Annotated in this window: 8 protein-coding genes, 1 tRNA gene and 1 pseudogene; 6 read left to right on the top strand and 4 right to left on the bottom strand. The window is 44.5% G+C overall.

What is annotated here, in order from left to right:
- Positions 1-4 precede the first annotated feature (4 nt).
- Complete coding sequence (locus tag AAC852_RS15845) at positions 5-874, top strand: integrase domain-containing protein (RefSeq protein ID WP_340621819.1); 870 nt, start codon at positions 5-7, stop codon at positions 872-874.
- 260 nt (positions 875-1,134) lie between these two features.
- Positions 1,135-1,404, top strand: a pseudogene (locus tag AAC852_RS15840) (helix-turn-helix domain-containing protein).
- A 389-nt stretch (positions 1,405-1,793) separates the two neighbouring features.
- Here the strand turns inward: AAC852_RS15840 and mscM are convergent.
- The 3 genes from mscM to rsgA form a co-directional block, all read right to left on the bottom strand.
- On the bottom strand, positions 1,794-5,153 hold the full coding sequence (gene mscM / locus AAC852_RS15835; RefSeq protein WP_340621818.1) for a miniconductance mechanosensitive channel MscM: 3,360 nt from the start codon (positions 5,151-5,153) through the stop codon (positions 1,794-1,796).
- Between the two features lie 24 nt (positions 5,154-5,177).
- Positions 5,178-6,113: an archaetidylserine decarboxylase gene (asd, locus tag AAC852_RS15830; protein WP_340621817.1), complete on the bottom strand. Its 936-nt coding sequence runs from the start codon at positions 6,111-6,113 to the stop codon at positions 5,178-5,180.
- 143 nt (positions 6,114-6,256) lie between these two features.
- The gene (gene rsgA / locus AAC852_RS15825) at positions 6,257-7,327 is read right to left on the bottom strand and encodes a small ribosomal subunit biogenesis GTPase RsgA (protein WP_340621816.1); all 1,071 of its coding nucleotides are present in this window, start codon (positions 7,325-7,327) and stop codon (positions 6,257-6,259) included.
- A 110-nt stretch (positions 7,328-7,437) separates the two neighbouring features.
- Between rsgA and orn the strand changes: the two genes are divergently transcribed.
- The 4 genes from orn (at position 7,438) to AAC852_RS15805 (ending at position 10,003) form a co-directional block, all read left to right on the top strand.
- The gene (gene orn, locus AAC852_RS15820; protein WP_340621815.1) at positions 7,438-7,983 is read left to right on the top strand and encodes an oligoribonuclease; all 546 of its coding nucleotides are present in this window, start codon (positions 7,438-7,440) and stop codon (positions 7,981-7,983) included.
- A gap of 200 nt (positions 7,984-8,183) precedes the next feature.
- Positions 8,184-8,259 (top strand) — tRNA-Gly (locus tag AAC852_RS15815).
- A 312-nt stretch (positions 8,260-8,571) separates the two neighbouring features.
- Positions 8,572-9,333, top strand: a complete 762-nt coding sequence (locus AAC852_RS15810; RefSeq protein ID WP_340621814.1) for an NAD(P)/FAD-dependent oxidoreductase — start codon at positions 8,572-8,574, stop codon at positions 9,331-9,333.
- A complete protein-coding gene (locus tag AAC852_RS15805) occupies positions 9,302-10,003 on the top strand; it encodes an FAD-dependent oxidoreductase (RefSeq protein ID WP_340621813.1) in 702 nt (233 codons plus the stop codon). Before AAC852_RS15810 ends, AAC852_RS15805 begins: the two co-directional genes overlap by 32 nt.
- Before the next feature lie 64 nt (positions 10,004-10,067).
- Here AAC852_RS15805 and AAC852_RS15800 read toward each other — a convergent pair whose 3' ends face one another.
- Positions 10,068-13,460, bottom strand: a complete 3,393-nt coding sequence (locus tag AAC852_RS15800; RefSeq protein ID WP_340621812.1) for an indolepyruvate ferredoxin oxidoreductase family protein — start codon at positions 13,458-13,460, stop codon at positions 10,068-10,070.
- Positions 13,461-13,649: the final 189 nt, after the last annotated feature.

The raw sequence follows: 13,649 nt of genomic DNA, 5'->3' as shown, positions 1-13,649 counted from the left end.
GCCAGTGAGCCGATTGATTAAAGAATTAAAGTTTTTTGCACGTCAGAGTGGTGGCAGCCATAAGACCTGCCATGATCGTATTCGGATTGCGGGGCGTTTGGGGGCGTTGTTACTGAGCCTGAATATTCAGGTCAAAAGCCTCAAAAATTTGAAAGCTAAGCATGTGGAGCATTACGTTGATGCCCGTTTATCTCAGGGGATCGCCAAACGAACGGTGCAAAATGAAATGTCCGCACTACGTAATATCTTCCGCATGGCAGGCCGGGAAAAACTGGGAACCTCGCCACGTTTGAGCAATCTGGCATTGGGAATAAGCGGCACCAGCCGCGCCGGAACAAAACAGGCGATCCCTGATGCCGCGTTTCAGGTTATTTATCAGAAAGCGCTTGAACGTGATGCTGGATTTGCCGTCACACTGAAACTCGCCCGATTGCTGGGGTTACGTTCTCAGGAAGCAGTACAATGCAGTGCATCATTGAAAAGCTGGCGAAAACAGTTAGAACAGCCAGAACCGAAACTGCATGTTGTTTTCGGTACAAAAGGCGGACGACCACGGCAAACCCGCGTATTGGATGTTGCAGCGGTAAAAGAAGCTGTTGAGCAGGCCATTACTATCGCAGAGCAACGTGGTGGCAGATTGATTGATAAACCGGAACTCAGGCAAGCTATGAACTACTGGCGAACACACACCACAAAGATTGGTTTAACAGGTCGCCACTCTCCTCATAGTTTGCGCTATGCGTGGGCGCAGGATGCACTGAACTTTTACCAACAATATGGTTTTAGCCGTCAGGAAGCAAGAGCGCTGTTTTCAATGGATTTGGGGCATGGCGATGGTCGTGGGCGTTATGTCGAACGGGTTTATAACCGTTAAACTTAGTCGTTCGGTTATTGTGTTAGGTAAAACAATTAGTTAAAGTATTCCCGCCATTGGCAAAATCCGATGGACAGGGCTTCGCATCCCTGAAAACACTCCACTGGTAGGATGTTTCTCTACCAGTGCGTCTGCTATCACCCTTTCAATGGTGATTCAGGCAGGGGAGGCTTCGGTCTCGCCGGTTGAGTGTTTCCGGTAATGCGAACCTTGCTTGAATCGCCACCATCAATTTTAATTAATGGAAAGGGGTAGCAGGAATGTATAACAACAATGTTCAAAATGACTGGCATCAGGCCGATATCATCGCTGCACTTCGTAAACGCGGAACAACCTTAGCAGCCCTCTCCCGTGAAGCGGGACTCAGTTCATCGACACTCGCGAATGCACTCAGCAGGTAGTGGCCTAAAGGTGAATGGATAATCGCTAACTATCTTGAAATCCATCCCTCAGAAATCTGGCCGAGCCGTTACTTTGATCGGCGTGGTCAGTTGATTGAACGTAAGATTCGCAGTAAACCACAGGAATAATCCGCTTTAATTTGTGATCGATGTCGTAAAAATGAATATTTTTTATCTCAAGCCCTGAGCGTAAAATGGCAGCCAAATCTGACCATTTTTAACCTTCACGGCTTTTTTGCTTTAAGATGGTATGTAAAACACACAATAAACAATATAAATAAGCTAAATCAGTCAGATAGTAAAACTAAAGTAAGCAAAGATATCTAGGGGCATTAAAAGGGGCATAAAACAAATTACTTAAAATAAATTAAGTATATTCAATTTGTTATTGAAATATTCCATTCCCAGAATAGAAACACCATTTAATGCCAGTAAGCCACTTATTTGAAAAGGGATGCGTCTCACCATATTTTGAATTTCTTCTTTCCTTAATTTTCTTCTCTAATTAAGCCTTAACCTTACAGATCTCCTGGTTTACGGGGAGGATTACGACCTGATGTATTGGTAGTATTACTGCGAATAGTAGTACTGCGAATTTCCTGCCCAAAAATATCAACATGTGCCTGAAATGGTGGGAACGGCAGGGTAATATCATGTTTGCGGAATTCCTGCAAAATATACTGATGCACTTCATGGCGGGCAGGCATACGGTGCCCCATTTCTGCGGCATACGCACGCAGTTCATAGATCTGAATCCCTTGTTGCAGGTCAACCAGATAGACTTCGGGTATCGGGTTATCGAGAATTAACGGGCATCGCCTGGCGGCAGTCATTAATATATCAGTTGCTTTCGCGGACTCTGTTTCCACGGGTACAGGAATAGTCAAGACAATACGGGTAATTGTATCTGACAATGACCAGTTGATAAATTGCTCAGTAATAAATGCTTTGTTAGGAACGATAATCTCTTTTCTGTCCCAATCGGACAGAGTGGTTGCCCGTGTGTTGATTTTCGTGATACTACCAGTCAAACCACGAATGGTCACAGTATCGCCAATGCGGATTGGTTTTTCGAACAAGATCATCAGGCCAGAAATAATATTGGCAAAAATTTCCTGTAATCCAAAACCAAGCCCAACCCCCATTGCTGCAATCAGCCATTGTAGTTTCGACCATTCAATGCCTATTAGTGAGAAACCGACAATCCCACCGATCAGGGTAATACCGTATTTGGTTAATGTTGTGATGGCATAACCTGTGCCCGGTGTTAGTTCCAAGTGCTGTAACAATGCCAGCTCAAGTAGTGCAGGGAGGTTGCGGATAAGCTGCGCAGTGATCACAATAACCAGGATCGCAATCAGAACGGAACCCATTGTTATTGGCTGAACGGTATCAACACCGTTGATGGTTGTGGTGACATCCCATAGCCGGATGTTTTCGAGGAAAGAGAAAGCAGAATGTAATTCTGACCACAGCAGGATTAATGAAACCAGCGCGATCATGGTCAGGATAGAACGCATCAATCCCAGGGACTGGGCGCTGATTGCATCTAAATCGATAACCGGTTCTTCTATTTCGATGGATCCTTCAACGCTGCTGTTGATATTGGAGGAGTCTTCTTCATTTTTGGCACGTTGGGCAAGGATATCGGCACGACGCTGCTTCGCTCTTTCGAACGCAATTTTACGACGTTGGATTAACATCCATCGACGAGTAATGTGGTAGATGACCAACAGGGAGAACCAGATGGCAACCGAAGTTTCTAGCCGAGCCAATAATGCTTGTGACGTTTGCAGGTAGCCGAGTACGGATGCCAGAGCAGCCAGAATGGGGGCAGAGAGTAGTATCCACCACAACACAGAGCTTATGATGTTTTCACCTGAACCGTGTTTGTCCATGTACAGTGGAATACCTGCGCGTTTTAGCGTAATGGTAACCAAGCTCAGGGAAACACAAAGCATCAGGAAGCATAATCTGCCGAGTGTCGCGGCAAACTCACGCTCACTGTAATTGTTGAATGTGATAAGTGCCATCATGAGGGGGACAATCAGGAATATCGATAAACGATAAAACCGCATTGCCCGTTTTACCCGTTCTTCTGGCCAACGGAAATGAGCGATGAATAGACCATTAGGATGGGCAAATGCTGCACTGAGCATGAAAATCCACATGACAGGCGTTGTTTCACTGACCCCGTTGCCAATTGCTGTCGCCATTGGGTATTGCCACGCATTTTTCAAGCCGTAGCCAATCGCTGACCAAAGCATCGGCAGGGGGAGTGCCGCGATAACAGACCAGAATACTGTACGCAGAGTAAGGGTGAAGTGATCTTGTGTCACTTTGCCAATACGGTTGCTGGAACGTTCAAGGAAAGCATGATATTGGCGATGTGAACTGATGCTGAAAATCACCAGCAATAGTGTCCCTAGCAAATAAAGCAGAGTGTCCTGCGTGGTCAGCATAACGTGAATGGCAATGCCCAATTGGGAGAATGTGTCCAGAGAGAGCAGACGGGTCAGATCCTTGACTACCCGTAGTGGGTAATCCAGGGAAATAGGATCGACATCTGCAACCCAAAACAGATAACGGTGAGTTGCATCTTTAACTTCTTTCAAAGCATCATTTAATTGGCTGGTGGAGACTTTGAGTTTTGTCAGCTCCAATATTTCGCTGTCATAACCTGAAAGCAGAGAATTCAGTAACTCTTTTCTGGTACGGATAAGGGAATCATAAACCTGTTTTTGTGCCGGGGTCAGATTATTATATGCAACGGGAGTTTGCCCGATTTCCCGTTGAGAGTTTTCCAGCATTTCTTCATATTTCAGCCTTTCGACCCGTAATTCCACTATGCTTCGGTCAAGTTGTTGGGATTTCGGAACATCCGGGATGTGGGTTAACTGGGTTCTTAAAGCTGCCCCTAGTGCTGTTGAATCACCTAACCATTGCGCCTGTTCACGAATGGTATTGAGTGTCTGGCGTACCCGTAAAATATCATCGGCTGCTTTGCGTTGTTGTGAGCCAATGGAATCCATACGTTGGGTTTGCTGGTTAAGCATTTGTGACAGATGGCGGTTTTGCTGAAGTTCATCCAATAAAAATTGCGGCAGTTTCCCTCCATTCTGTCCCGCCAGCATTTCAGTATGTTCAAGGGCTGACTCTGCTTTTTGTTGCCGCTGAGCGTTTAATTGACTGCGCAATTGCTGGAGTTGTTGATCTAGCCGTTGATAGCGTTTTTTAAATAATTCTGCCCGTAAGCGGGCAATTTCCTGTCGATTATTAGCAGAAAGTTGTGCCATCTCCAATTCATTAGTCACCGCTTTGCGGGCATTCACTTCTGCTTGTGCAAGGGTTAATTGGGCTTCACCCAACAGCGTAGGAGAAGGACTCAATGATTGAAGCCGGGAAGTTGCCTCGGTTAACATGCGTCTTGCTTCAGCTTGTTGTTGAGGTAAGAGGTTGACAGAGTCACTGATTTCCCGGATTTTATCCTGTTCTTGTTGTAATTGCCGTTCTTGCTCCAGTAACTGGCTGCTGAGCTGGATAATTTGCTGCTCTAAGCTGCTGATTGGCTGGTTAGCCGCAATAGTAGGAGGAGGCTCACTTGCAGCCAGAATTTTTTGGCGCAACTCTTTAATGATTTTAGGAAAATCATCAATGGCTTGTTGATATTTCTCAATTCTTTCCTTAGAGGACTTGGTATCATTAACCCAGTTGACAGCCCCTTGAAATGCTTGCGCAACCTCCGCATCCTGTGGATTTTTACTGCCTTCAACCTGCTTTAGATTTTGTTTCAGTTGATTTTCATCTAACTGTATTGTGGAAGCAAAAGCCAGATTCGCAATTAACAGGCTAAGAAGTAAGCTGATAATCAGGCGCACAATAAGGGGCTCCTTGGTAATAAATTAACTAGCGTTATTTTGATTCATGGAAACATCAGCGTGCTCAGTCTGTTCTCCCTCTTTGATGAGAGTTTGGGAGATAGTTTGTGCCAGCAAGTCACCCATCTGGGTTTGTGTACCACTGTATAAATTATTAGCAAACTGAATCTGATTAGGAGCAAACAGGTTGATCACGGTTGAACCAAGTTTGAAACGACCCATTTCTTCTCCTTTTTTGAGGGAAACGGCACCTTCTTCACCTTCTGCTGGATAAGTCCAGCGTTTGATAATGCCTTCACGTGGAGGCGTCACACAGCCACTCCAGACGGTTTCTATGCTACCTACAATAGTTGCACCGACCAAAATTTGTGCCATTGGGCCGAAGGCAGTATCAAACAGGCAGATAACCCGCTCATTGCGTGCAAACAGATTAGGGACATTTGTGGCAGTCAATGGATTGACGGAAAACAGATCTCCCGGAACATAAATCATCTCTTTCAGTACGCCGTCACATGGCATATGGACACGGTGATAATCTTTTGGTGACAAGTAAATCGTGACAAACTGACCATTGCGGAATTGCTCGGCAAGCGGGTATTGACCAGCCAACAATGCTTCTACAGTGTAGTAGTGGCCTTTTGCCTGAATAATTTGTTCTTCCCGGATAGCCCCTAACTGGCTGATAGCGCCGTCTGCGGGAAGAGCCAGTTGGTGAGCTTCATTAACAATAGGACGAATACCCTCTTTTAATGGGCGGACAAAAAACTCATTGAAGGTTGAATAAGCTTTAAAAGAAGACGCTTGGGCTTCATTCATATTGACTTTATAAACCTTGGCAAAAGCCTGAATGGCAAGTTGTGTTAACCAACCCGCCTTTTTATTCGCAAACCAACCTGCTAAGTGAGTAATACATTGCTTTGGCAGTAAATATTGTAGTCTGATTTTAATATTGTCTAGCACATTAACCTCTTGGATTTTTTATACCCGTCTTTCAAGTTCGCAGTCTGAAATTTATAGGGTATATGGGTAAATTGGGCAAAAGTCAGCTATTGTACTTGCCCTTATGTTGAATGTCAGGGCAACGTATTGCTAATTATTGTGTCTCATTTTTGAGCTTCAGTGAAATTTTTGCGTGGCTTTACCTGAGCCATACTTTCTAGTATGCGGTGGTAATTTTCAAAACGCTCTTCCGCGATAGACCCTAGTTCCAGAGCTTCCCGTAAAGCACAGCCAGGATCATCCAGATGCTTACAATCACGGAATTTACATCCACCAAGATAATCACGGAATTCAATGAAACCTTGTGCGACCTGTTCTGGTGTCAGGTGCCACAACCCAAATTCCCGGACACCGGGGGAGTCGATGACATCTCCTCCCTGTGGAAAATGATAGAGGCGTGCTGTTGTTGTTGTATGTTGACCAAGGCCGGAATTGTCCGAGACTTCATTGACCAGAATCTCTTTTTCGCTATCCGGGAGCAGGGTGTTAAGCAGGCTGGATTTCCCGACTCCGGATTGACCAGCGAAGATACTGATTTTATCAGCCAGTAAGTTAATCAGTTCTGGTATACCTTCTTCTGTATAGCGGGAGACTTCCAGTACCCGATAGCCGATATGACGGTAAATATCCATGACACTGTTGACCCATTCACGGTTTTCTTCATCCAATAGATCAATTTTATTGAGCACAATCAAAGGTTCAATATTGAGTGTTTCACACGCAACCAGATAGCGATCGATAATATTCAGTGAGAGTTCAGGCAATATGGCAGAAACAATCACAATTTGGTTGATATTAGCTGCAATGGGTTTAATGCCATCGTAATAATCGGGGCGGGTGAGGACGGAAGAGCGTTCATGTACCGCTTCGACAATCCCATTGATCTTCACATCAGACTGAAGTTGTAATGCGGGTCGCCATACGACACGGTCACCGGTTACCAGTGATCGGATTGTCCTGCGGATATTACAGCGTTGTATGGAGCCGTCTGTGGCTTCAATGTCTGCATGTTGGCCGAATCGACTGATAACCAGCCCTTCTTGTGGCTCACCAAGCTGGCTGTCATCCAGTTCTGGTTTTTGGGCACCAGTCCTGTTGAGCGGCTGTTTCAGCCTGCGCTGGTGATTGGCCTGCACACGGCGTTGCTGCCCTTTGGAGAGTTTACTTTTAGCCACCGAACCTCACTTATTTCATCTATCTTGCTGATTATCGCTGTGGGTGATCAAAAACGTTATGATACACCTCTGATACAGATTACCTGTTTTGAAGGAACCTAGGATATATCATGTCAAAAAGTGAGAACAATCTTATCTGGATAGATTTAGAGATGACGGGCTTAGATCCAGAGCGTGATCGCATAATTGAAATTGCGACGATCGTTACCGATTCAGAGCTGAATATCCTCGCGGAGGGACCAGTTATCGCAGTACATCAGTCAGATGAACAACTGGCCCTGATGGATGACTGGAACGTTCGAACGCATACCGCCAGCGGGTTAGTGGAACGTGTAAAGCAGAGTTCATTTGATGAGGTTCAGGCTGAAAAAGCAACGATTGCTTTTCTGGAGCAATGGGTGCCGGCAGGAAAATCACCTATCTGTGGTAACAGCATAGGTCAAGATCGCCGTTTCTTGTTCCGTTATATGCCTGAACTGGAAAAATATTTTCACTATCGTTATTTGGATGTGAGTACGCTTAAAGAGCTGGCGCGTCGTTGGAAACCTGAATTGCTGGCCGGATTAAGTAAGAAGAATTCCCATCAGGCATTGGATGATATCCGGGAATCAATTGCTGAACTGGTTTATTACCGCGAGCATTTTATCCAAAAGTAAAGGGCGAACCGATATAAGGATTGATTGTACATAAATTTATCTCTGAGTTGATGGTTAAGCGGATAATTTGCTGGTTTAACCATCAATCAGAGAAAAAATGCAAATTTTTATGTTTTGGGTCTTGCCAGAAGAAGAATTCTTCGTATAATGCGCTCCCCGTACCGATGAAGAATTTCGAAAGTACAGCACATCAAAATTAAGCGGGAATAGCTCAGTTGGTAGAGCACAACCTTGCCAAGGTTGGGGTCGCGAGTTCGAGTCTCGTTTCCCGCTCCAAATTCAGGACGGTGGATTTCATAATAGTCTGCAAGTCACATAGAAAAAGCGCCTTTCGGCGCTTTTTTTGTAATTTCAGCCTGTCCAATCCATAAGGATTGATGTTGACCGATGTTCGCTCCCTCTGCTAAGTTAAATCCAACTTGGTATAATCACCTATAGAAATAAATATTGCTAAAACTCTCCAGGCTGAGAATAAGCGTATTATTTTATAGAAACGTTTTCCATATCCAGTTTTCTGCACAGCTTCTCCAACCTGTCCCTAGTCCTTTTTAGGGACATTTGTCCATTAAATTAAGAGGATAGTACAGAATGAACTCTGATGTCATTGTTGTAGGATCTGGTGCTATTGCAGGCTCACTTGCTTATGAACTTATCAGTCGCCGATTGAAAGTATGCAGGGTGGGAAGTCTTGATCGTAGCAATGCTGCGTCAAGAGCTGCAGGAGCAATGAATGGTTGTTTTGGTGAGGTAACAAGCGGTCTTATTGCGAGTGACTATGGGAAGTTGAAACTCAAAATGGATCGTGTCGCGAAAGATCGTTGGTCAGCATGGACACAGCGTTTGGCCGCTTCTTCAGGGGATACTCGTCCTTTGTTTACGGCAAAAGGGACGCATGTCATTCTCAATACCGCAGGTATGGCCGAAGTTGATAGTGTTAACTATGATGCTATAGAGCGTACGCTTCGTGAGCACAATGAACCTTATGAAGTTGTTGATCCAGAATTGATTAAGGGAATGAAAGCGAACAACTTAATGCGCTCACTTAAAGGGCTTTATATTTCAGAGGAACACGCTCTTAATTCCCATATATTGCTTGAAATGTTGGATTCTGCCTTTTTCAAGGAAGGGGGAGAGATAGTCGATAACAATGTTAAGCGCATTCTCACAGAAAACGGTGGTGTAACGGGTGTTGAAACGGTTGATGGCAGGCGTCTTACCGCAGACAAAGTGATTATTGCAGCAGGTGTACAGTCGCTTGATGTATTATCAGACCAATCCGCTAGTGCAGAAAATTCCCCCACTCTTTTCAGGCTATGGAGTGTCTGTTTTACTCAAACTCAAAAATGCTGATGCACTACCAACCTCGGTTATTCGGACTCCGAATCGTGCGTTTGCTTGTGGTCTACATTGTGTGCCGCGTGGTGATGGTGTTCTTTACGTTGGTGCAACCAACCTTGTGAAAAACCAACCTCACATGTATGGGTCAATTGCCACCGTCCAGTTCCTTTTGGAGTGCGCTTATAATCAGATAAACATTGATTTGTATGAATCAGAGATAATTGCAATTCAGGTTGGTAATCGGCCTATCTCCGCAGATGGTTTTCCATTGATTGGCGAGTGTGGCATTAATGGGGTATGGCTTGTGACTGGCACTTACCGGGACGGTCTGCACCAATCCCCGCTTTTAGCCGACTATGTTGCAAATGAAATAATGGGATTACCGAATCAGGAAATTGATTTAAAAGACTTTAACCCTATTCGTCCACCTTTAATTGGGTTTGAGCGGGATATGGCTGTTTTGGAGGCGGCAAAACAAACGGTAGCGATGGGTTATGAAAATATGTGGAATATCAAACCAGGATGGGAACGCCTCATCAACGAAGGTTTACTCTGTGAGTATCGGGCACAGGCTGAATTGATCGATAAAACCTTTACACCCCCTCCTGAATTGATTGCATTCTCTTGCCGTGAAAAGCAGATAACACAGCGATTACGTGCTTACTACAATTGTTGGAAATAATAAATTTACTGAAAAAGATAAAACTGTTGGACATCACGGTTATTAGTGATGTCCATGTGTATCGTTATACCGCTTTTTCCAGCTCTTTTAGCAAAACTGCCTTGCGTTCCTGCATATTTCTTATCGCTTTTTGTTTCACATGCCCGAAACCTCGTACCTGATCAGGCAGAGTCGCAATTTGTTGACAAATTGCCAGGTTATTGCGATCCAATTTTTCCAGTAGGAAATCGATTAATCGCTCATATTCGAGTAGTAAACTTCTTTCCTGTTTACGCTCTTCTTGATAGCCGAAAATATCAAAAATTGTACCGCGAAATAGTTTACATGCTGCAAGAAAGTGAAAAACAGGAATGATCCATGCGCCATACTCCTGTTTGCCTCGCTCACCTGTTCGGGGATCTTTGCGATTGAAAAAAGGAAGGCTCAGATGAAAGCGGATCTTACCTGCGTTATCAAATTGTGAACGAAGTTTATCAAAGAACCCTGTTTTGACGTAGAGACGGGCAATTTCATATTCATCTTTATATGCCATTAGCTTAAACAAATTTTCAGCAATAGATTTGGTCAGGTCTTCTGCATCAATTTGTTGAGCAACTTGTTGGACTTGTGCAACACGGCTCAAATAGCGGAGTGCATATTTTTCATTCTGGTAATCAACCAGAAGTCTATATCTATGCAAAATAAGATCATCCAACGTCTCGATAGTCTGTTTCGGTTTAACATGCAGAAAATTATTCAGAAGTTCGGGCTGTTCAGCAGCAATGCGGCCGAGATTGAAGGCGCGTTGTGCATTATTTGTAATGTTATCTGTTGGATGGGACATTTTCTGAATGGCGCTTTCTATAGAGGATAGTTTGATTGGGATCTGACCAAGTTGCCAGGCATAACCAATTAAGACGATATTAGTTTGATTTCTGTCACCGACCAAATCTGCGGCAATTTGCTCTGTGTCAACAGATCGCAGTGTCTGGCAATGTTGGTGGAGAGTATCCAGCATTTTGGTATGATCCAATTTCAGCATGGGATTTCTCAGCATAGTGCCGATTGGCGTCTTGTGGGTATTAAGTACGCAGTTAGTTCCTGTTTTCGACATCACTTCTAGTGAGTTTTGCCCTGTTGCAGCAACTAAATCAGCAGCAAGGACGAGATTGGCGCGTCCCCGGTCAATTCTGACCTGATGTAGTTTATTGATATCCCGACAGAATCGAATATGAGTGATTGCTTCTCCGCCTTTTTGGGCAAAACCAGTAAAATCAAGCAAGCTGACGGCGTAGTTTTCTATTTCGGCAGCGATACCAAGCAGGTGACCGGCGGTGATAATACCAGTACCACCTACACCAACGAATAGGATTTCATAAGGAATGTCTGTGGAGTTTAAGACTGGTTGGGGGAGTTTATTCACTAGCTTATCAAGCTGTTTCTGTGGAAATATCTTGCTGGTGTCTTGGCGAGGTTCCGCGTTTTCTATAGTGATAAAGCTAGGACAAAAACCTTTCAGACAGGAGAGATCTGAATTACAAACATGCTGATCTATCGCGCGTCTAGTGCCCAGAGATGTCTCGGTTGGGATCACTGCAAGGCAATTGGATTGTATCTGGCAATCACCACATCCTTCACAGACGAACTCGTTAATTACTGCTCGTTTTGTCGCTTTCGGTACTAATCCTCTTTTTCTCTTACGTCGTAATTCTGTTGCACAGGTTTGATCATAAATAATGACCGTTACCCCATCAGTGTCTCGAAAGCGTTTCTGTATATCTTCGAGATAATCCCGTTGATAAGCCTTCACTTTGGCAGGAAGGCTGTTTTTACCTTTATATTTATCAGGCTCATCAGTCACAATTGCAACATACTTCACACCTTCAGCCAGCATTAAAGACGCGATCTGCGTTATGGTAATATTTCCATCCAGTGGTTGCCCGCCTGTCATTGCTACTGCCTCATTAAACAGCAGCTTATAAGTAATGTGGCTTCCCGCAGCGACTGCCTGACGAATAGCTAAATGCCCGGAATGGAAGTAAGTGCCATCCCCCAGATTTTGAAAGACATGAGAACGATTAATAAAGCGGGAATGGCCTACCCAATCGGCACCTTCGGCTCCCATGGGTGTTAGGCCGTAACCTGTATCGCGATCCATCCATGCGGCCATGATATGACATCCAATGCCGATTTGAGCCTGACTGCCCTCTGGTAAACGGGTCGAAGTGCTGTGAGGACATCCCGCACAGAAATAGGGAGTACGTTTGGGAAGCGTAATATCGTGTAATGCAGCTTGAGTTGACCATTCCAAAGGAACAGAGAGAAATAAATTGAATTTCTTCAGCCATCCTGCAAGCAGTGGAGCAAGTCGTGAAGGACGTAGCTCTGTGTCTGTGGGCACAAATTTTTGTCCAAGATGATTATGCTTACCTATCAGGTTGATATGTTGTGGCAAATTAATGAGATGCCGTGCGAGTAGCATTTCGACTACAGAGTTTTTTTCTTCAATGACAAAAATATCAGTAACTTGTGATGCGATCTCGCTGAGAAGTGGAGATAAAGGATAAACCAGACGTACATGGACAAAAGCAATACCGTGTTTTGCTAATTCAGAAGGAGGTAAGCCTCCGGCACGCAGGGCTTCTAAAACATCCCGATGGGCTTTGCCGACAGTCACTAATAAAGCTTGTGGATGTGAACATGGAGCAATGAGTTGATCAATTGGATTAAGTTTGGCGAAGTCTTGAACAGCTTTAAGTTTATAAGCTAAACGCTGTTCTATTTGAGGGCTGGGGAGGTCAGGCCAACGCCAATGAAGCCCACTTGGGCCGGGATCAACTTGAGGTATTTCATATTCAGGAAAAGGTTTACGCTCCCTGATAGCACAACTTTCCACGACTTCACTGATGGCTTTAAAGCCAATCCAAGCCCCACTTAACCGGGATGCAGCCCAGCCCCATAATCCCACGTCATGATAATCAGAAACGGAGGCCGGGTGTAAGATTGGCATGTTCCATGCCATCAAAGCGAGATCAGATTGATGAGACATGGAAGAAGACACACAGCCATGATCATCACCAAGAATAACCAGCACACCACCATTGGGGGAAGAGCCATAGGCATTGCCATGCCTGAGTGCATCCCCGGAACGGTCTACTCCCGGCCCTTTGCCGTACCACATGCCAAAAACACCACTGACATTGCGATCAGGGTCAGATTCAACTTTTTGAGTACCATAAATCGCAGTAGCCGCAAGATCTTCATTGACTGCGGGCTGAAAATGAATATTGGCTTGAGCCAGTTTTTTACTGTTCTGCCATAATGTCTGATCTAAACGGGCTAACGGTGAGCCCCGATATCCTGAAACAAATCCTGCTGTATTAAGATGACGACTTCTATCCAGCTCAGCCTGAGCTAGGAGAAGCTCAATGAGAGCATCTGTGCCAGTAACAAATTTAGGTGGATAATATTGAGTCATATGTTCGGGCCTTACTGAAGGGCAATCACCGTGTATAAGATACGACTAAAAAATGGTTCTAATCTATTTCCAGCAAATTATTCCGACAAGTACAAATCTTATTAGGGGGATAGTTGTATATATAATGTTAAATTTTAAATATCCCTTCACTTATCAAATTGCAACCTTGTTGGATGTCTTTTAAGCGTT

The sequence above is a fragment of the Xenorhabdus siamensis genome (genome assembly GCF_037996745.1).
GTDB lineage: Bacteria > Pseudomonadota > Gammaproteobacteria > Enterobacterales > Enterobacteriaceae > Xenorhabdus > Xenorhabdus indica.
This window is presented reverse-complemented; position numbering and strand designations above follow the sequence as displayed.

What these genes read in the sequence shown, in the direction of transcription:
- orn (WP_340621815.1), top strand. Translation starts at nt 7,438, where the DNA reads ATGTCAAAAAGTGAGAACAATCTTATCTGGATAGATTTAGAGATGACG.
- AAC852_RS15810 (WP_340621814.1), top strand. Translation starts at nt 8,572, where the DNA reads ATGAACTCTGATGTCATTGTTGTAGGATCTGGTGCTATTGCAGGCTCA.
- AAC852_RS15800 (WP_340621812.1), bottom strand. Translation starts at nt 13,460, where the DNA reads ATGACTCAATATTATCCACCTAAATTTGTTACTGGCACAGATGCTCTC.